General features: G+C 74.0%; 17 protein-coding genes. 4 read left to right on the top strand and 13 right to left on the bottom strand.

Annotated features, from left to right (window positions below):
- Positions 1–30: 30 nt before the first annotated feature.
- From R4Z62_RS25570 to R4Z62_RS25555, 4 genes are all read right to left on the bottom strand, one after another.
- Positions 31–1206, bottom strand: a complete 1176-nt coding sequence (locus R4Z62_RS25570) for an SDR family oxidoreductase (protein WP_079159100.1) — start codon at positions 1204–1206, stop codon at positions 31–33.
- Positions 1207–1242: 36 nt separating this feature from the next.
- A complete protein-coding gene (locus R4Z62_RS25565; RefSeq protein WP_491520992.1) occupies positions 1243–2490 on the bottom strand; it encodes an aspartate aminotransferase family protein in 1248 nt (415 codons plus the stop codon).
- Between the two features lie 15 nt (positions 2491–2505).
- Positions 2506–2925 carry a type II toxin-antitoxin system RatA family toxin gene (locus R4Z62_RS25560; protein ID WP_064535651.1) on the bottom strand — a complete coding sequence of 140 codons (420 nt, stop codon included), beginning with the start codon at positions 2923–2925 and terminating at the stop codon, positions 2506–2508.
- Between the two features lie 120 nt (positions 2926–3045).
- Complete coding sequence (locus R4Z62_RS25555) at positions 3046–4032, bottom strand: AfsR/SARP family transcriptional regulator (RefSeq protein WP_064535650.1); 987 nt, start codon at positions 4030–4032, stop codon at positions 3046–3048.
- Between the two features lie 258 nt (positions 4033–4290).
- Between R4Z62_RS25555 and solA the strand changes: the two genes are divergently transcribed.
- Entirely contained in the window at positions 4291–5433 is a 1143-nt protein-coding gene (solA, locus tag R4Z62_RS25550; protein WP_491520991.1) for an N-methyl-L-tryptophan oxidase, read from the top strand.
- A 79-nt stretch (positions 5434–5512) separates the two neighbouring features.
- Here solA and R4Z62_RS25545 read toward each other — a convergent pair whose 3' ends face one another.
- A complete protein-coding gene (locus R4Z62_RS25545; RefSeq protein ID WP_064535648.1) occupies positions 5513–6355 on the bottom strand; it encodes an SDR family NAD(P)-dependent oxidoreductase in 843 nt (280 codons plus the stop codon).
- Between the two features lie 385 nt (positions 6356–6740).
- Between R4Z62_RS25545 and R4Z62_RS25540 the strand changes: the two genes are divergently transcribed.
- Positions 6741–7733, top strand: a complete 993-nt coding sequence (locus R4Z62_RS25540; protein WP_491520990.1) for a ferredoxin family protein — start codon at positions 6741–6743, stop codon at positions 7731–7733.
- A 78-nt stretch (positions 7734–7811) separates the two neighbouring features.
- Complete coding sequence (locus R4Z62_RS25535; RefSeq protein WP_491520989.1) at positions 7812–9440, top strand: ATP-binding protein; 1629 nt, start codon at positions 7812–7814, stop codon at positions 9438–9440.
- Between the two features lie 88 nt (positions 9441–9528).
- Here R4Z62_RS25535 and R4Z62_RS25530 read toward each other — a convergent pair whose 3' ends face one another.
- The 3 genes from R4Z62_RS25530 to R4Z62_RS25520 form a co-directional block, all read right to left on the bottom strand.
- A complete protein-coding gene (locus R4Z62_RS25530) occupies positions 9529–10587 on the bottom strand; it encodes an ABC transporter substrate-binding protein (RefSeq protein ID WP_491520988.1) in 1059 nt (352 codons plus the stop codon).
- Positions 10588–10699: 112 nt separating this feature from the next.
- Positions 10700–11563: an ABC transporter permease gene (locus R4Z62_RS25525; RefSeq protein ID WP_491520987.1), complete on the bottom strand. Its 864-nt coding sequence runs from the start codon at positions 11561–11563 to the stop codon at positions 10700–10702.
- Complete coding sequence (locus R4Z62_RS25520; protein WP_491520986.1) at positions 11553–12368, bottom strand: ABC transporter ATP-binding protein; 816 nt, start codon at positions 12366–12368, stop codon at positions 11553–11555. Before R4Z62_RS25520 ends, R4Z62_RS25525 begins: the two co-directional genes overlap by 11 nt.
- Positions 12369–12529: 161 nt before the next feature.
- Here R4Z62_RS25520 and R4Z62_RS25515 point away from each other — a divergent pair, with 161 nt between their 5' ends.
- Positions 12530–13222, top strand: a complete 693-nt coding sequence (locus R4Z62_RS25515; RefSeq protein WP_355480145.1) for a response regulator — start codon at positions 12530–12532, stop codon at positions 13220–13222.
- Between the two features lie 100 nt (positions 13223–13322).
- Here R4Z62_RS25515 and R4Z62_RS25510 read toward each other — a convergent pair whose 3' ends face one another.
- The 5 genes from R4Z62_RS25510 to R4Z62_RS25490 all read right to left on the bottom strand — a co-directional run bounded on the left by R4Z62_RS25510 (position 13323) and on the right by R4Z62_RS25490 (position 17942).
- Positions 13323–14921, bottom strand: coding sequence for a monocarboxylic acid transporter (locus tag R4Z62_RS25510; RefSeq protein ID WP_491520985.1), 1599 nt, complete (start codon positions 14919–14921; stop codon positions 13323–13325).
- Positions 14918–15520: a DUF485 domain-containing protein gene (locus R4Z62_RS25505; RefSeq protein WP_491520984.1), complete on the bottom strand. Its 603-nt coding sequence runs from the start codon at positions 15518–15520 to the stop codon at positions 14918–14920. Before R4Z62_RS25505 ends, R4Z62_RS25510 begins: the two co-directional genes overlap by 4 nt.
- Positions 15521–15589: 69 nt before the next feature.
- Positions 15590–16273: a response regulator transcription factor gene (locus R4Z62_RS25500; RefSeq protein ID WP_064535639.1), complete on the bottom strand. Its 684-nt coding sequence runs from the start codon at positions 16271–16273 to the stop codon at positions 15590–15592.
- A complete protein-coding gene (locus tag R4Z62_RS25495; RefSeq protein ID WP_064535638.1) occupies positions 16270–17421 on the bottom strand; it encodes a sensor histidine kinase in 1152 nt (383 codons plus the stop codon). Before R4Z62_RS25495 ends, R4Z62_RS25500 begins: the two co-directional genes overlap by 4 nt.
- Positions 17418–17942 carry a DUF1453 domain-containing protein gene (locus R4Z62_RS25490; RefSeq protein WP_382847485.1) on the bottom strand — a complete coding sequence of 175 codons (525 nt, stop codon included), beginning with the start codon at positions 17940–17942 and terminating at the stop codon, positions 17418–17420. Before R4Z62_RS25490 ends, R4Z62_RS25495 begins: the two co-directional genes overlap by 4 nt.
- Positions 17943–18197 lie beyond the last annotated feature (255 nt).

Raw genomic sequence — 18197 nt, 5'->3', positions numbered from 1 at the left:
TGTCACGGGGCATGCTCGGGGGGCGGCCCGTCACTCCTGCGGAGCCGGCAGCACACCGGCCCGCACGAAGTAGGCGATGTAGCCGCCGAACACCTTCTCGTCGATGTCGGGGCAGACGATCCCGGTGTCCTTGAGCAGGTCGCGGGTCAGCTCGTCGGCGAACTCGGCGACCTCGACCTTCTCCGACTCCACGAGGATGCTCAGCAGCGGCGCCATGGAGTTGGTGACGTCGGCGGCGACGGCCTTCATCCACTTCAGGATGCTGACCTCCTTGAGGTCGTACCCGGCGCCGCGCAGCAGCCGCAGGATCCGCTCGGAGTCCAGCGTGTCCGGGCTGACCTGGTGGTAGGTGCCGCCGGTGCCCTCCGGGTGCCGGGAGGCGGCGACGATCACGGCGGACACGTAGTCGACCGGGACCATGTTCATCGCCAGCCGGAACCTGCGCGGGTACAGGCCCACCTGGAGCGAGCCCTTGATGAAGCGCCACACGAAGTCGTTGGGCTGGCAGGCGCCGGTGACCGAGTCGCCCCAGACCTGGCCGGGCCGGTGGATGGTCACCGGCACGCCCCGGCGGGCCGCCTCGCGCACCAGCTGCTCGGCCACCCACTTGCTCTTGGTGTAGCCCAGCGACAGGTTCTCCGGCGGTCCGGTCGGGTCGAGCTCGCCGCGCGGCTCCCGGTCGGCGCCGGGCTCGAACACGCCGGTGGTCGAGACGTGGTGCAGGGTGGCGCCGGCCGCCTGGGCGAACCGCAGCACGCCGTGCGTCGCCTCCACCGTGGACTTGCGCAGCCACTTGTAGATGGTCAGGAAGTTGACCTTGGCGGCGGAGTGGTAGACGGCGCCGACCCGCCCGGCCAGCGCGTCGTACTCCGCGCGCTCCATGCCGAGCAGCGGCCGGGTGATGTCCCCGGTGTGCACCTCGACGCGGTCCGGGTCGATGTCGTCGAGCAGTTCGTAGGTGCGCAGGTTCTCCTCCAGCCGGGCACGGGCGGTGCCGGTGTCGGCGCCCCGCACCAGGCAGTGCACGACCAGTCCCTGCCGCAGCAGGTCCCTCAGCAGGAACGCGCCGAGGAACCCGGTCGCGCCGGTGAGGAACACCTCGGTCACCGCGCCCGGCTGCGGTGCCGTGTAGCCCGTGATGTCGTCGGCCAGCACGACATCGGCGGCGAACTCCTCGGAGATCTCCATGGGTATCGTCGAACTCATCAGTTATCCGTGGTCCTTCCGGAATACGTGTCCGGGCTAGGCGCCGTCGGCACCGGCGGCGGCCGTGGCGTAGGAAAGAAGGCTCATCGCCTCCTTGACGTCGGCGTCGGTGGCGACGATCGGGGGCAGCAGGCGGATGGTGGTGGGACGGCTCAGGCAGGGCGAGACGACCAGGCCCCGCTGGGCGAGACCGGTCAGGACGTCGCCGGCCACCTCGGGCGAGCGGAAGTCGACGCCCCACAGCAGACCGCGGCCGCGCGTCCCGACCACCTTGTCCGGGTGTTCGGCGCGCAGCTCGGCCAACCCGTTCTCCATGGCGAGGGCGATCCGCTCGCCGTCCGCCGCGTACCGTTCGATCAGGTCGAGGGCGACCGGGACGACCGCCGTGGACAGCGGGTGGCCGCTGAAGGTCGCGGTGTGCACCATCGGGTCGGCCAGCAGCGGGGCGAACAGCCGGTCGTTGCCCACCGCGGCCGAGACCGGCAGGACGCCGCCGCCCAGCGGCTTGCCGAGCAGCACCGCGTCCACGTCGAGGCCGTCGGCCAGCGCCACCGACCGTTCGCCGCACCGGCGCAGACCGACCTGGATCTCGTCGGCGATGACGAACGCGCCGTGCTCGTGGGCGTCCCGGCACCAGGTGCGCAGCACCTCGGTGTCGAGGATCCGCACACCGTTCTCGGCCTGGACCGGCTCGAAGACCACGGCGGCGACGTCGTGCTCGCGCAGCGCGTCCGCGACGGCCTGCGGGTCGTCGCCGCTGACCCGGACCACGCCCTGGAGCAGCGGTTCGAGACCGGCCCGGAAGCGGGGGTTGTCGGTCAGCGCGAGGGCGCCGAGGGTCTTGCCGTGGAAGGCGCCGTCGACCGCGACGACGGTGGTGCGGCCGGTCGCCATCCGGGCGAGCTTGACGGACACCTCGACGGCGTCGGCTCCGCCGCAGCCGAAGTAGACCCGGCCGAGGCCGCCGCCCACGTACGCGGCCAGGCGCTCGGCGGCCAGCGGGGCGACGGGCGTCTGCACCGAGCGGGTGGAGGCGGGCATCAGGTCGAGCTGCGCGCGGACGGCGTCCGCGATCTCGGGGTCACGGTGGCCGAGCAGGGCGACCGCGTAGGAGCCGAAGTCCAGCATGGTCCGGCCGTCCGAGAGGGTCACCCGGGAGCCCTCGGCCGACGCCTCGACGGCGCCCTGACCGGTGAACTTGCCCGCCACCGCGAGCGCGGGCGAGAAGTGGCGTCTGACCCGCCGGAAGGTCTCCTTGGCGTCGACGGCGTGCGTCTCAGTCATGATCTGTCCCCGCCCCTACGCGCTCTGCTCGACGATGTCCCGCTGGTAGCGCTCCAGCGCCTTGGCCACCGCGGGGTGGATCATCTCGGCCACCATGGGCAGGCCGACGTCGAACTCCACCTTGAGTTCGAGGGCGGCCGTGCCGCCGTCCTCGACGACCTGCCAGTAGCCCTCGTAGTGGGCGAGGTCGCCGTCGCTCTGGCGGAACTCCCAGCGGCGCCGCTCCGGGTCCAGGACGTCCTCCTGGTCCCACTCCATCTCCGAGCCCTTCAGCTCCACGACCCAGCTGCTGGTGCGGCGGTCGCCGTCCTCGCCGCTGATGGTGACCTCGTTGACGCCCTCCATGAAGTCGGGGAACGCCTCACAGTCCGTGAGCACCTTCCACACGGCGTCCGCGGTGCCGGCGCCGGGGCATGTGCTGTGCACTACATGCATGAACTCATCCTCACTCGATCCCTGAATCCCGTGATCTCTTGCGCCACTTGCGCATCTCCCGTCACGTACGTCTCGTGGCCCTCGGCTCCCGGCGGGCCGGGGCCCGGCGGGAGCGGGCCGTCACGCGGAGTCCCGCCGGCGCGCCGGGACCCGCTCCTCCAGCAGCGCCGTCAGGCGTTGCAGCTCCGAGCGGAGCGCGTGCTGCTGGGAGGTCAGCTCCTCCACCCGTACGCGCAGCCGGTGCAGTTCGTGCCCCTGGGTGCCGGGGCCGTCGACGAGATCCCCCTCGGCGGGCCACCCGGGCGCGGGCTCCATCGTCGCGACGGCCGTGCCGGTCCCGGCCGGGGCCGGCTCCGTGGCGCGCAGGCTGCCCGGTTCGCGCAGCACCCGGACGTTGCCGGTGCGCACCGGCGTCCGGTCCTCCGCCTGGTGGGCGGCGCCCCGGCGCACGGCGCGCGCCTCGCCCTGCCGTCCGCAGCGCTGGAGCGCGAGCGCCAGCTGGTCGCGGAAGCGCGCGCGGGCCGGGTGGGCGACGACCAGCTCTTCCAGCCGGCGGACCACCTCCTCGTGCCTGCCGATGCGCAGCGAGGCGTCGCACAGGTCCTCCAGGGCGGTCAGCCGCTCCTCCTCCAGGCGGGCGGCGGCCGCCGCGCACAGCGGCCCGTGGGAGCCGCCGTCCAGGGCCGGTCCGCGCCACAGCCCGAGCGCCTTGCGCAGCAGCAGCGCGGCGGCCCGCGGGTCGGCGGCCAGCAGGCGCTTGGCGCGGGTCACCTGGAGCCGGAACTGCACGCTGTCCAGTTCCTCGGGGCGCGCCTGGAGCACATAGCCGGGCCCGCGCACCACCAGGCGGGGGGTGTTCGCCCGGGACGGCTCCGCCTCGATCAGCTGCTGGCGCAGCCGCGAGACATGCGCCTGGAGGGCGTTGCCGGCCTTGTCCGGTGCGTTGTTCCCCCACAGTTCACGGATCAGCTCCTCGGTGGGCACCGGGGTCCCCAGGCGCACCAGCAGAGCCCCGAGCAGCGCCCGCTGCTTGGGACTGGTCAGCTGCACGCTGGCACGCCTGACGTCGTCGTAGATCCCTGGGGGTCCCAGTACCCGGAACTGCATCGAAACCTCCACCAGTCGTCGCGGCCCGGACCACGCCGCACTCCGAGGTGATCACGCGCGCCGCCCCGGGCGCATGAGTACTCAGGTACTCCAAACCGGGGGCGCCGCCGGGCCGCGCACGGGGTCGGGCGGCCCCGGCCGGGACCCCGCCGGGGGCGCGCGGAGCCGCGAGCTGAGTGACGGTTACTCATGCGCGGGCGCACGGAGCCGTGTTCGGCTGGACCGGGCACCGTGACACGACCCAGGGAGCAGGCGGACATGACACGTTGGGATGCCGAGACCGCGGTGGTGGGTCTGGGAAGTTGGGGGGCGTCGGCCTTATGGCGGCTGGCGGCCCGGGGCGTGGACGTCATCGGTCTGGAACGCTTCACGCCGGGGCACGCGCTCGGCTCCTCGTACGGCGGCGCCCGCATGGTCCGCCTGACGGGCGCCGAGCATCCCGGTCTGCTGCCGCTGGCGCGCAGATCGAGGCAGCTGTGGGCGGAGCTGGCCCGCGCGGGCCAGGACGGGCTGTTCACGCCCTGCGGCGGTCTGCTGATCGGCCCGGAGAACGGCCCGCTCGCGGGCGGCGCGCTGCGCACGGCCCGCGCGCACGGCGTCCCGGTCCGCACCTTCACGGCGACCGCGCTGCGCTTCCGCTTCCCGCGCCACACCGGGGTGCCGGCCCATCACATCGGCGTGTGGGAGCCCTCCGCCGGGCTGGTGCGGCCGCGGCACGCGGTACGGGCCGCGGTGGCGCTGGCCGAGCGCGCCGGTGCCCGGGTGCACACCGACTCCCGGGTGGTCCGGGTCGAGCGGGTGCCGGGCGGGGTGCGGCTGCACACCGCCACGGGCTCGGTGACCGCGCGCCAGGCGGTGCTGACGGCGGGCGCGTGGCTGCCGGGGCTGGTGCCCGGACTGCCGGTGCAGTCGGTCCGCGCGCCCTTCTCCCGCTTCCGTCCGCTGGACGCGGCGGACAGCGGCTTCGACCTGGAGGGCTTCCCGGTGTTCCGGCGGGAGCTGGACGACGGCCGGATCCTGTGGGGCAGCGGCGCCCAGGGCGGCGATGACGTCGGCCTGGGCCTCGAGGACGGCGGGGCGGCCAAGCCGGTCGACCCCGAGGACACCGACCGCTCGGTGACCGCCGACGACTGGTCGGACCTGGCGCGGCTGCTGCCCGCCAAGGTGCCCGGCCTGGAGACGCTGCCCGCCCGTACGGCGGTCGGCACCCGTACCCGGACCCCGGACGGCCTGTTCGTGTGCGGCCGTCCCGGCGGCGACCCGCGGCTGGTCGTCGCGGGCGGTGGCGGCGCGCACAGCCCGGCGTACGCGCCGGGTGTCGGCGATGCCCTCGCCGACCTGGTGCAGGGCGCGCCGGGCGCCGCCGGGCTGGACTTCCTCTCGCCGGACCGCTTCAGCTGAGCGCCGCAGGGCGCCGGGCTGCCGGACCCCGCCCCGCGGGCCGCGCGCGGGGCGGGAGTGTCGGGAGCGCACCCGCGCTTCAGCCGGTGAGGCTCTGCGGAGCGGGCGCGGCCGGGCGCGGCGCCGTTTTGAGCACTTTGCGGCAGATCCGTTCGCCGACCCGGGCCACCAGGGTGCGGGGGCGGCGCGGCGTCAGATGCGCCATCAGCGCGTTGCCGAGGCCGGGCGTCACATAGGCGCGGTTGCGGTCGAGCGCCGCCAGGGCCGCGCGCACCACCGGCTCGGGCGTGGTGAAGCTGCCCGCCACGGCGGCGTCGCGGGTGCCGAGGACCTCGAAGAACCGCGTCTCGACCGGTCCGGGGCACAGCGCGGTCACCCGCACGCCCCGCCCCCGCACCTCCTCGCGCAGGGCCATCGAGAAGTTCAGCACGAACGTCTTCGAGGCGCTGTAGACCGACAGGTAGGGGCTGGGCTGGTAGCCGGCGGTCGAGCCCACGTTGAGGACCGCGCCGGTGCCGCGCTCCAGCATGCCGGGCAGCAGGGCGTGGGTGAGGTCGACGAGCGCGACGACGTTCACCATCAGCAGGTCGTGGTCGCGTTCGGGGCCGATCTCCTCGAACCGGCCGCCGGTTCCGAAGCCCGCGTTGTTGACCAGCAGGTCGACGCGGATCCCGCGGTCGGCGAGTTCGCGCGCCACCTGCCGTCCGGCGTCGGGCCGGGCCAGGTCCTGCACCACCACGTGGGTCTTGACGCCGTGGACCCGCGCCAGCTCGGCGGCGACCTCCTCCAGCCGGTCCCGGGAGCGGGCCACCAGGACCAGGTCGTGGCCCCGGGCGGCGAGCTGGGCGGCGAACTCCTTGCCGAGCCCGGAGGACGCGCCGGTGACCAGCGCGGTGCTCGGGACGGCGGGGGCAGTGCTCATGGCTGTTCCCTTTCGGCAGGACGGCTGACTCCTCGCACCCTCACGGCAGGCGTGGCCGGCACATCGTCGATCGTGCGGGGATCGGTCCGCCGCCCCGGTCGCCCCCCTCATCCAAGGAACTCAGCACCACGGCCCACCCCGTGGCGAACGGAACCGACGTGCCGCCCACGCCTGCTCCGTCACCCTAGTGAGACCGCCGCGCCGGGGCCCCCGACTCTGACAGGAGCTGACATGTCAGGGCGGGCCGGGCCCACCCGGCGGACCTCCGGCGGGACGTCCGGCGGACCTCCGGCGGGCCCTCGGCGGGACGCCCGGTGCGGGCGCGGGTGCCGGGCGCGGGTGCCGGGCGGTCGTGCGGCCCGCGGGCCGCAGTAGGCTCGCCCCTGTGAGTACGTGCACGACCGTTTCCCGGCAGCTCGGCGAAGCGCAGGGCGCCACCGCGCCCACGGCGACGACCTGGCTGCTGCTGGAACAGCCCGGCCCCTGGGGCGCCAAGGCGCTCACCTCCAGCCATCTGGACCCGGAGCTGGGCCGCGCGCTGGAGCGGGCGGCCGAGGGCACCGGCGTACGGATCGCCCTCGTCCGGCGCCCGGGGCGGCACGCCGACTGCCGTACGCGGTCCGTGCGACAGGTGTACGCGGCCCACACCCTGCCCGGCAACAGCTGGGTGCGCTCCGCGGATACCGCCGCACCGGAGGAGTTGCTGCGTCTCGACTTCGCCGCGCTGGGCAGGGGCGAGCACCACACCTTCGACACGGTCCTGCGGGGCGTGCCGCACACCGCGGGCCCGCTCGCCTTCGTCTGCACCAACGGCAAGCGCGACCGCTGCTGCGCCCTGCTGGGCCGGCCGCTGGCCGCGGAGCTGGCCGCCGCCGGGGAGCACGGCGTCTGGGAGGTCTCCCACCTCGGCGGCCACCGCTTCTCCCCCACGCTGCTCCTGCTCCCGCACGGCTACGCGTACGGCCGCGCCGAGACCGGCGCCGTCCGCGGCGCCCTGCGCGGGCTGCGCGAGGGCCGGGTCGACCTCGACGGCTGCCGGGGCCGCAGCGCGTGGGAGCGGCCCGCACAGGCCGCCGAGCTGGCCGTGCGCGCCCTGAGCGGCGAGTACGGCGCGGACGCGCTGACCGTCGTCCGCACCGAGGAGCTGCCCGCCCCGGCCGTGCCGGGCCCGCACGGCGCACCGGCGCCGGAGGACGGCACCCCGTTGTGGGAGGTGACCGTCGCCCACACCGACGGCCGCCGCTGGCACGTCACCGTGGCGCGCGGCGCCGCCGAGCCGCCCCGCCCGGAGAGCTGCGGCGCCGCGGTCCTGGGCACCCCGGCCCGCATGGACGTCCTGGCGGTCCGCGAACTGTCCCTGCCCCACGCACCCCGCTGAGCCCGCCCGGCCGGGCCGCCCGGATCCGCGGCGCACGAGACCTGGGACGGCCGCGCCGCGCACCGTACGGTCGTCGCCATGAGCACCACCGCCCCCGTACGCCGCCGTCGCCTGGGTCTGCCCCGGCGGGCGTTCGCCCAGGTCCTGCTGACGCAACTGGCGATCGCCGCGTCGGTCGCCGTCCTGGCGACCGGGCTGTTCCTGGCCCCGCTGAGCCACCAGCTGGACGACCAGGCGATGCGCCGCGCGCTGGCCATCGCCGAGACCACCGCCGAGAACCCGCAGATCGTCCACGACCTCCTGCACACCGCCCCGAGCGTGAGCGGGCCCGTGCAGCGGGAGGCGGAGGCGATCCGGCGGGCGACGGGCGCCGAGTACGTCGTGGTGATGGACACGGCCGGCACCCGCTGGTCGCACGCCGAACCGGACCAGGTCGGCAGGCCCGTCTCCACCGACCCGACGGCCGCTCTGCGGGGGCGGGAGGTCATGCAGATCGACACCGGCACCCTGGGCCGCTCCGCCCGCGGCAAGGTGCCGCTCTATGACGGCGACCACCGCATCGTCGGCGCGGTCTCGGTCGGCATCGCCTACGACAGCGTGCGCGCCCGGCTGGTGGACGCCATCCCCGGGCTGCTCGCGTACGCGGGCGGCGCGCTCGCGGTCGGGGCGCTGGCCGCCTGGCTGGTCTCGCGCCGGGTGCAGCGGCAGACCCGGGACCTGGCGTTCTCCGACATCGCGGCGCTGCTCGCCGAGCGGGAGGCCATGCTGCACGGGATACGGGAGGGCGTCGTGGCCCTGGACCGGGGCGGCCGGGTCCGGCTGCTCAACGACGAGGCGCGACGGCTGCTCGGCATCGGCGACGAGGCGCTCGGCCGGTTCCCGGACGAGGCGCTCGGCGCGGGCCGCACCACCGATGTGCTGGCCGGGCGGGTGACGGGCACGGACCTGCTCACCGTGCGCGGCCAGCGCGTCCTGGTCGCCAACCGCATGCCCACCGACGACGGGGGCGCCGTCGCCACCCTGCGCGACCGCACCGAACTGGAGCAGCTGGGCCGGGAACTGGACTCCACCCATGGTCTGATCGACGCGCTGCGCGCCCAGGACCACGAGCACGCCAACCGGATGCACACCCTGCTCGGCCTGCTGGAGCTGGAGATGTACGACGACGCAGCGGAGTTCATCGGCGAGGTGGTCGGCGACCACCGGGCCACGGCGGAACAGGTCACCGAGAAGATCCAGGACCCGCTGCTCGCCGCGCTGCTGGTCGGCAAGGCGACCGTCGCCGCCGAACGCGGGGTGGCGCTGTGGATCTCGGACCGCACCTGGCTGCCGGACCGGCTGGTCGACCCCCGGGGCCTGGTGACGGTCGTCGGCAACCTGGTGGACAACGCGCTCGACGCCGTGGCGGCGACCCCGCACGCGCGCGTGGAGGTCGAGCTGCGCACCCGGGGGCGCACCGCCGTCCTCCGGGTCCGCGACACCGGGCCGGGGATCCCGCCCGAGCTACGCGAATCGGTCTTCACGGAGGGCTGGTCGACCAAGCGGCCCCCGGCACACGGCAAGCGCGGCATCGGGCTCTCCCTGGTGCGCAGGCTCGCCGAGCGGCAGGGCGGCTCCGCGACGGCGGGCGCGGCGCACGGCGGCGGCGCGGAGTTCACGGTGGTGCTGCCCGAGGCGCTGGAGGAGCCCGCGGCCGCCCCGGGCTGAGCCGCGGCGGCCCGCGCCGGTGTGCGGCGCGGGCCGTGTCCTCGCTCGCGTACCGGTACGGGCCCGGTGCCTTTGTGCCGGTACGGGCTCAGCCCGCGGCCTTCTCGACGAACTCGGTGGTGAACGTCCTGCTCAGATCCACGGTGGCGTTCTTGACGGCGGGGTTGAACGCCTTGAGGACCTTCTCCACGGTCTCGGGGCCGTTCGCCGGCATGACGCCGTCCTTGGTGAACATCGGCAGGGTGCTGCGGATCGAGTCGGCGTAGAGCTTCTTGTCCCCCTGGGAGTAGTCGGCGGGCATCTTGGCGGCGATCTCGTCGGCGCTGTGGGCGGACATCCAGCGGAGGGTCTTCACGAACGCGTTCGCGAGCTTCTGCACGGTGTCCTTGTGGCCGTCGACCCAGCTGGACTGCATGTAGAGGCTGGACGACGGGTAGGGGCCGCCGAGCGCCTGCCGGGAGCCCTCCGGGGTCCGCATGTCCACGAGGACCCGGCCCGCCTTCTTGGCCAGGATGGTCGCGACGGTCGGGTCGGTGGTCATACCGCCGTCGATGGAGCCCTGCTGGAGCGCGGAGACGAACGTCGGTCCGGCGCCGACGGCGACCGGGGAGAACTCGCCGACGCCGACGCCGTTCTTGACCGCCAGGTACTTGGTGAGGAAGTCGGTGGAGGAGCCGAGCCCGGTGACGCCGAGCTTCTTGCCCTTGAAGTCCTTGGGCGAGGTGATGTCGGCCGCCGCCTTCTCGGAGACCACCTCCACCTCGCCGGGCGCGTGCGAGAACTGCACCACGGACTCGATGTCCTTGCCCTTGACCTGGAGGTCGAGGGTGTGGTCGTAGAAGCCGACGGCGGCCTGGACCTGGCCGGAGACGAGCGCGGTCTCGGCCTGGACACCGGCGGGTTCGCTCAGCAGTTCCACGTCCAGGCCCTCGGCGGAGAAGTAGCCGAGGCGCTGGGTGAGCATGGCGGGCAGGTAGATGACCTTGTCGAGGCCGCCCACCATGATCTTGACGTGCTCGCCCTTGCCGTCTCCCCCGCCGCCGCTGCCGGACGCCGAGCCGGCCGCGTCGTTGGCGCAGGCGGTGAGGGAGGACAGGGCGAGCAGTCCGGCGGCGGCCGACGCCGCGAGTCTGGTGGTTGTGCGCATGGCGGATTCACGTCCTTGGGGAGGCCGGTACACGGCGGCGGGGTGCGGGTGCGTCCGTACGGAGGGGCGAGTACAGGCGGGGTACGGGCGGGGAGGGGCGGGCGAGGGCGGCTCAGTGGCCGGAGTCGGCGGGCTTCCAGCGGAAGATGCGGCGCTCGGCGAAGGTGAGCAGCCCCTCGGCGACCAGGGCGACCGCGGCGAGGATGACCATCGCGGCGTACACACCGGCCGCGTTGAACGTGCCCTGGGACTGCGCGACGAGCAGTCCGATGCCCTTGGTGGCGCCGATGTACTCGCCGACGATGGCGCCGATCAGCGCGAAGCCGAAGCTGACGTGGAGGCTAGTGAAGATCCAGGAGGTGGCGGACGGGACGACCACCTGGAGCGTGACCCTGCGGTCGCTCGCGCCGAGGATCCGCGCGTTGGCGACCAGATCGCGGTCGACCTCGCGGGCGCCCTGGAAGGCGTTGAAGAACACCGGGAAGAAGACCAGGACGACGGCCGAGGCGATCTTGGAGACCGGGCCGAGCCCGAACCAGATCACGAAGATCGGGGCGAGCACGATCCTCGGGATGGAGTTGAGCACCTTGATGTACGGGCCGAGGACGTCGGCGAGGAAGGCGACGCGCCCGAGCGCGATCCCGAGGACCACACCGGCCACCACGCCGACCACCCAGCCGAGCAGCGCCTCGTAGAGCGTGTACCAGATCTGCTCGCCGAGCGAGCCGAGGGCGGTGCCGTGGGTGATCCAGGTCCAGATCTGGTCCCAGATCTTCGAGGGCATCGAGAAGTTGAACGGGTCGATGGCCTCGGCCCGGGACAGCGCCTCCCACAGGCCGAGCACGGCCACCAGGAGCAGGACGCGGCCGGCGGTGACGATCACCTTCCGCCTGCGGGCGGCGCGGGCCCGGGAGTGCGCCCGGCCGGGTGTCTTCGCGGTCTCGGCGACCGGTGTGCTGAGCACCTCAGGCGACATGGGCGGCACCTCTTTCCCGGGTGATGCGGACCTCTTCGCCCAGGGACTCCCAGATCTCGCGGTAGATGTCGATGAACTCGCTCCGCAACCGGACCTGCTCGACCTTGCGCGGCCGGGGCAGTCCGATGTCGAAGACCTGCCTCACGGTGGCGGGTCCCGCCGTCATCACGACGACCCGGTCGGCCAGCGCGATGGCCTCCTCCAGGTCGTGGGTGACGAAGACGACCGAGGATCCGGTGCCTTCCCACAGCTCCAGCAGCTCGTCCGACATCAGCGCCCGGGTCTGCACGTCGAGCGCCGAGAACGGCTCGTCCATGAGCAGGATCTCGGGGTCGTTGACGAAGGTCGCGGCGAGCGCGACGCGCTTGCGCTGGCCGCCGGAGAGCTGGTGCGGATAGCGGTCCTCGAACGCGGCGAGCCCGACCCGGGCCAGCCACGCCCGCGCCTTCTCCTTCGCCTCCGCCTTGGGGACACCGCGAAAGCGCGGCCCGGCCGTGACGTTGGACAGCACCGTGCGCCAGGGGAAGGTGGCGTCCTGCTGGAAGACGAAGCCGACCTTGCCGCCGACGCCGGCCACCGGCTCCCCGGCCACCAGCACCTCGCCCTCGGTGGGCTCCTCCAGACCGCTGACCAGCGTCAGCGTGGTCGACTTGCCGCAGCCGGTCGGACCCACCACGGCGACGAACTCCCCGCGCCGCACGGTGAGGTCGAGATCCCTGACCGCGGTGTGCAGGCCCCCCGACGGGGTCCTGAACATCTTGCTCGCGCCCCGCAGCTCGATGGCGGGGCTGGTGTCTGCGCTCATGCCCCGGGACGGTAGGTGTGGCCCCCGCCACGGCAGCAGTCTTCTGGGCGCAACCTGTTCTTTTGCTCGCAGGCACCTGTTGTGCTCGTTCTGCTCGCGCTACAACATCGGAGCCGGAACACGGGCTCGACGCCGGCCCGGCCTTGACGGAGAGAGGCCCGATGATTGACGTCCTGGTGGTCGACGACGACTTCCGTGTCGCTGAGATCAACGCGAGATACGTGGGGAAGGTTCCCGGATTCCGGGTGACCGCCCGCGCGCACAGTGCCGACCAGGCACTGGCCGCCGTGCAGCGCGGCGGCACCGACCTGGTCCTGCTCGACCACTACCTGCCCGACCGCACCGGCCTCGAACTCGTCCACCGCATGCGCGACCAGGGCCTGCGCACCGACGTCATCATGATCACGGCGGCCGGCGACGTGGCGACCGTGCAGCAGGCGATGCGCCTGGGCGCGCTGCACTACCTGGTCAAGCCCTTCACCTTCGCCGCGCTCCGCGTCCGCCTGGAGTCCTACGCCGCCCTGCGCCGCACCGTCGACCGGGTCGGCGGCCGGGGCGTGGCCGGGCAGGAGCAGGTGGACCGGATCTACGGTGCGCTGCGCACCGCGCCCGCACCGGCCTCGCCCGGCCTGCCCAGCGGCCACTCCGAGCCGACGACGGACCTCATCTGCGGTGTCCTGCACGGCGCGGCACGGCCCCTGTCGGCCCACGAGGTGGCCGCCCGCACCGGTCTGAGCCGCTCCACCGCCCAGCGCTATCTGCGCCACCTGGAACAGGCCGGCCGGCTGCGCCTGTCCCTGAAGTACGGCGACACGGGCCGCCCGGAACACCGCTACGCCTGGGTGACGCCATAGCCGTAGCGGCGGCGAGGGCGGGACGGACCGCGTCCCCGGGTGCCGACGCGGGCGCAGGGGTACGACCGCAGACGCAGGGGTACGACGCGCCCGAGGCCGCTCACACGGCGCCCGCCCCGGTCAGCGAGCGCACCTCCGTCTCCGCGTGCCGGGCCTCGTCGGGCGGCTCGGCGGAGGTGACGGTGCCCAGCCAGCCGGCCAGGAAGCCCAGCGGGATGGAGACGATGCCGGGGTTGTGCAGCGGGAAGTACTGGAAGTCCACCCCCGGGAAGAGCGAGTCGGGGCTGCCGGAGACCACCGGGGAGAGCACGACGAGCCCCAGCGCCGGAACCAGCCCGCCGTACACGGCCCAGACCGCGCCCCGGGCGGTGAACCCCCGCCAGAACAGCGAGTACAGCAGCACCGGCAGGTTCGCCGAGGCGGCCACGGCGAAGGCGAGACCCACCAGGAAGGCCACATTGAGGTCGCGGGCGAGCAGGCCGAGGGCGATGGCGACCACGCCGACGCCCACGGCGGCGATCCGCGCCACGGCCACCTCGCCCCGCCGCGTCCCGCCCCGGCGCCGCAGCGACGCGTACAGGTCGTGGGCGACGGACGCCGAGGAGGCCAGGGTGATCCCGGCGACCACCGCGAGGATGGTGGCGAACGCGACCGCGGCGACCACCGCGAACAGCACCGTGCCGCCCGTGGAGTCCGCGCCGCCGCCCAGATCGAGCGCGAGCAGCGGCACCGCGGTGTTCCCGGCGGCGTTCGCCCCGCGGACCGCCTGCGGGCCCACGATCGCGGCGGCCCCGAAGCCGAGCACGATCGTCATCAGATAGAAGCCGCCGATGAGCCCGATGGACCAGAGCGCCGAACGCCGCGCCGCCCGCGCGGTCGGCACCGTGTAGAAGCGCGACAGGATGTGCGGGAGCCCGCCCGTGCCGAGCACCAGCGCGAGTCCGAGGCTGAGGAAGTCCAGCCGGGCCGTCCAGTCGCCGCCGTACCTGAGTCCGGGTGCCAGGAAGGCGTCCCCGTGCCCGCTGCGCCCGGCCGCGACGCGCAGCAGCTCGTCGAGGTCTCCGTGGAAGCGGACCATGACGAGCGCGGTCAGCACCACGGTCCCGCCCAGCAGGAGGACGGCCTTGACGATCTGGATCCAGGTGGTGGCCCGCATCCCGCCCAGCGACACATAGACCACCATCAGCGCGCCGACGCCGATCACCGTCCATGCCTGTGCCGCCCCGCCCGCGCCCGTCCTGCCCAGCAGCAGGGCCACCAGGCTGCCCGCGCCCACCATCTGCGCCACCAGGTACAGCACGGACACCGTGACCGAGGACGTGCCCGCTGCGATCCGCACCGGCCGCTCGCGCATCCGCGCCGCCACCACGTCCGCCAGTGTGAACCGCCCGCAGTTGCGCACCAGTTCGGCGACGAGGAACAGCACCACCAGCCAGCCCACGAGGAAGCCCACCACATACAGCACCCCGTCGTAGCCGAACAGCGCGATCAGCCCGGGGACCCCGAGGAAGGAGGCGGCCGACGCGTAGTCCCCCGCGATGGCAAAACCATTCTCCATCGGGGAGAACAGCCGCCCGCCCGCGTAGAACTCCTCCGCCGAGCCGTGCCGCCTACGGCTCACCCAGGTGGTGATGGCCAGCGTGACGGCCACGAACACGCTGAACAGCACCAGCGCCCACCTCTGATGATCGCCGGTCACGCCCCGCCACCCCCTTGCACCGCACTGCGCGTCAGCTCCTGTGTCTCCCAGCGCAGTTCGAGCGCGGCCCGGTCCCTGCGCAGCCGGGCGTGCCGCGCGTACGCCCACGCCAGGAGGAACGTACTGAGGAACTGCCCCGCCCCCGCGACCATCGCCACGTTCACCGCGCCCGCCACCGGCCGCGCCATGAACCCGGGCGCGGACGTCGCGGTGACCACGTACACCAGGTACCAGCCCAGGAAGGCCACCACCGCCGGCACCACGAACCTCCGGTAGCGGCTGCGCACCTCCTGGAACGCCGCGCTGCGCTGCACCGCGAGATACACCTCGGCCGCCGCCGCACCGTCCCTGTCCCGGTCCGGCCGGGCCCCGCGCGCGACCGGCACCCGCAGGCCACGAGCCCCGGCCCCCTCTCCACGGCCTCCCCGGCCGGTCCCGGGCTCCTCGGACCACGGATCGCGCTGCCGCAGATCCTCGGGCGCCGCCCGCTCCCGGTCCTGCCCCGGCTCCGACCGTTCCTGCCCCTGGCCGCTCCCGAACCGGTCCCCGGGACCGCTCCCGTCCCCGCCCCCGCCGGGACGGCCGTTGTTCGACTCCATGCCCCAGCATGGTCAGAACCGCCGGACCCCCCGCCTCGCTTCTCCCCGCGCTTCACCCCATCAGGTGACTCAGCTCGCCGGCGGACGCGCCAGGCCCTTCGTGTACGCGTACCGCACCGCCTGTGCACGGTCCTTCAGCCCCGTCTTGGCGAACAGGTTGTTGATGTGCGTCTTCACGGTGGCCGTGGAGACATGCAGCCGCCGGGCGATCTCCTGGTTGCTCAGCCCCTCGGCGATCAGCACCAGCACCTCGCACTCCCGCGTCGTGAGCCCGTCGGGCGGTTCATCGGCGGACGCGTGGCGGGACTCGGGCTCGGACAGCCGCTCCAGCAGCCGCCGCTGGATGCCGGGCGAGAGCCCCGCGTCCCCGGACAGCACGCTGTGCACCGCCCGGACGATCTCGTCACCACCCGCGTCCTTGGTCAGATAGCCCCGCGCCCCCGCCCTGAGCGCGGGGAACAGCGACTCGTCGTCCGCGTACGTCGTGAGGATCACCACCTGCGTCCCCGGGTGCTGCGAGCGGATCCGCCGGGTGGCCTCGACACCGTCGCAGCGCGGCATCCGCAGGTCCATGAGCACCACGTCCGGCGCGACCTCCGCGACGAGCCGCACGGCCTCCTCGCCGTCCCCCGCGGACCCCACGACCTCGACGCCCGGCAGCAGCCCCAGCAGCATCACGATGCCTTCCCGGACCACCGTCTGGTCGTCCGCCACCACCACCCGCGCCGGCTTCCCGACAGCCTCCTCGGTCATACCGGCACCTTCAACGTCACCGCGAACCCCTCCTCGTGCGGCCCTGCCTCCAGCGAGCCGCCCAGCAGCTCGGCGCGCTCACGCATGCCCAGCAGACCGTACCCGCCGCCGGCCCCGGCCAGTTCGCCGGGCGAACCGCCCGAGTCCCGCACGTCCAGCACCACCTGGTCGTCGCGGTAGTCCAGGCTGAGCCTGACCCGGGCGCCCGGAGCGTGCTTGCGGACATTGGTCAGCGCCTCCTGAGCGACCCTGCGGACGGCCTGGGACGCCTCGGCGGGGAGCCGTCTGCGTTCACCCGAGACGGTGACCTCCGCGCCGTCGTTCGCCGCCACGAGCTGGCCGAGGAAGTCCTCCAGCGGGGTCAGTTCGCCGCGCAGCGCGGACAGCGCCTGCCGGGTCTCGGAGAGTCCGTCGCGGGCCATGCCCCGGGCGGCGACCACCCGCTCCAGGATCTGGTCCCGGTCCGCGCCCCGCTCGATGAGGAGCCGGGCGGCCTCCAGGTGCACGAGCTGGGCCGAGAGGCTGTGGGCCAGCACGTCATGGATCTCCCGCGCGATCCTGGCCCGCTCCCCCAGCGCCGCCGACTCCGCCTCCGCCGCCCGAGCGGCCCGCTCCTGCGCGAGCAGCCGCTGGGCACCGGCGCGGGCCTCGGCGTCGAGCCGCAGGACATAGCCGGCGAGCGCCAGTCCGACCGCCGTGACGACGGTGGTGAGCCACCGGTCGTCGTTGGCCGCGGCGAAGGCGCCGAGCGCGATTCCCGTGAGCGGGGTGGCCACCGCGAGCGGCAGTCTCTCCAGCGCGCCGACCGCGCAGGCGCACCAGATGACGAGGGCCGGATCGTGGAAGTTCCCCGCCTGGGCGGCGGCGCCGACTGCGAGGAGCAGCACGAACAGCACCAGGGACGGTCCGAGCCGGTGGGCGAGCGTGGTCCGGAAGAAGGCCCAGGACGCGCCGGCGGCCACCAGCACGCCCGCCGCGGCCGCCGCGGCGCCCCAGGCGTGGACGTGGCTGTTGCGGAAGGCGCCCCACAGCAGGATGGCGGCCAGCATCAGCCGCACACACCAGCCCAGGAGGCGCCGGGGCCGCGAGATGCCCTCGCGGCCCAGTGCTTCCGGAGAGGGCCAGCGCGTCCAGACGTTCTCCGTCATGCGTGTTCCTTCCACGCGGGGCGGGGCCTGCCGTCACCGTACGCCGCGGTCCGGCCGTCCGCCGCCGCCAGGGCGCCGGAGCGCAGGACCAGGACTCCCGAGCGCACCAGCAGCGTGGCGGCGAGCGCGAGCATCAGTGCCGGGCTGCCCTGATGCACACCGAGCAGCTCGCCCAGTCCGAACAGAGCGGCGCGCAGGGCGATGCCTCCGCTCCAGACGGCGATGCCCGCCTTGGTCGTACTGGTCCAGACCGCGCCGTCCGGCTCCACCCATATCCGGGAGGTCCAGGCCCAACCCGCTCCGATCCCCAGGCCGATGATCAGCTCGGCGACCAGGAGCGCGACGGCCTCGCTCTGATGGTGGGCGTCGATCAGGTGCGGGTCGCGCAGGGCGACGACGGCGAGGATCGCGGGCAGCAGCCACCAGCGCCGGTCCGCGTCGATCCGGCGGGCGCGGAACTGCCTGAAGATCACGAGCGCGGCGACCGCGACGATCACCAGCACGTTGACGAGCCCGGACATCAGAGCCTCCATGAGCGGGAAGGAGAGGCCGGCGGCGAGAACCGCCGACGCCTTCGACGCTACGGAAAATCACGGGCGGACTGATCGGACCGGGGGTGGATCGAGGGTGGATCCCCGGCGCCGGAATTCTCCACCCACGGGTGGACAACCGGGCCCCCGGCCCCCGAGCCCCCGTGCACCAGACTCCGGGCACCAAACCCCGGGCCCCAGACTCCGGCCCCCGGGCCCCCGGACCTCGTCGGCGCCCCACCGCCG

The organism is Streptomyces sp. PL-25 (genome assembly GCF_058344915.1).
The sequence above is the reverse complement of the archived record's forward strand: the minus strand, read 5'-3'. Positions and strand labels throughout refer to the sequence as shown.

Bases quoted from the DNA above. Each gene is read 5' to 3' on its own strand.
- R4Z62_RS25490 (WP_382847485.1), bottom strand. From the start codon at position 17,942: ATGTCCGGGCTCGTCAACGTGCTGGTGATCGTCGCGGTCGCCGCGCTC.
- R4Z62_RS25495 (WP_064535638.1), bottom strand. From the start codon at position 17,421: ATGACGGAGAACGTCTGGACGCGCTGGCCCTCTCCGGAAGCACTGGGC.
- R4Z62_RS25505 (WP_491520984.1), bottom strand. From the start codon at position 15,520: ATGGAGTCGAACAACGGCCGTCCCGGCGGGGGCGGGGACGGGAGCGGT.
- R4Z62_RS25535 (WP_491520989.1), top strand. From the start codon at position 7,812: ATGAGCACCACCGCCCCCGTACGCCGCCGTCGCCTGGGTCTGCCCCGG.
- R4Z62_RS25560 (WP_064535651.1), bottom strand. From the start codon at position 2,925: ATGCATGTAGTGCACAGCACATGCCCCGGCGCCGGCACCGCGGACGCC.
- R4Z62_RS25520 (WP_491520986.1), bottom strand. From the start codon at position 12,368: ATGAGCGCAGACACCAGCCCCGCCATCGAGCTGCGGGGCGCGAGCAAG.
- R4Z62_RS25515 (WP_355480145.1), top strand. From the start codon at position 12,530: ATGATTGACGTCCTGGTGGTCGACGACGACTTCCGTGTCGCTGAGATC.
- R4Z62_RS25530 (WP_491520988.1), bottom strand. From the start codon at position 10,587: ATGCGCACAACCACCAGACTCGCGGCGTCGGCCGCCGCCGGACTGCTC.
- R4Z62_RS25570 (WP_079159100.1), bottom strand. From the start codon at position 1,206: ATGAGTTCGACGATACCCATGGAGATCTCCGAGGAGTTCGCCGCCGAT.
- R4Z62_RS25545 (WP_064535648.1), bottom strand. From the start codon at position 6,355: ATGAGCACTGCCCCCGCCGTCCCGAGCACCGCGCTGGTCACCGGCGCG.
- R4Z62_RS25525 (WP_491520987.1), bottom strand. From the start codon at position 11,563: ATGTCGCCTGAGGTGCTCAGCACACCGGTCGCCGAGACCGCGAAGACA.
- R4Z62_RS25500 (WP_064535639.1), bottom strand. From the start codon at position 16,273: ATGACCGAGGAGGCTGTCGGGAAGCCGGCGCGGGTGGTGGTGGCGGAC.
- R4Z62_RS25565 (WP_491520992.1), bottom strand. From the start codon at position 2,490: ATGACTGAGACGCACGCCGTCGACGCCAAGGAGACCTTCCGGCGGGTC.
- R4Z62_RS25555 (WP_064535650.1), bottom strand. From the start codon at position 4,032: ATGCAGTTCCGGGTACTGGGACCCCCAGGGATCTACGACGACGTCAGG.
- solA (WP_491520991.1), top strand. From the start codon at position 4,291: ATGACACGTTGGGATGCCGAGACCGCGGTGGTGGGTCTGGGAAGTTGG.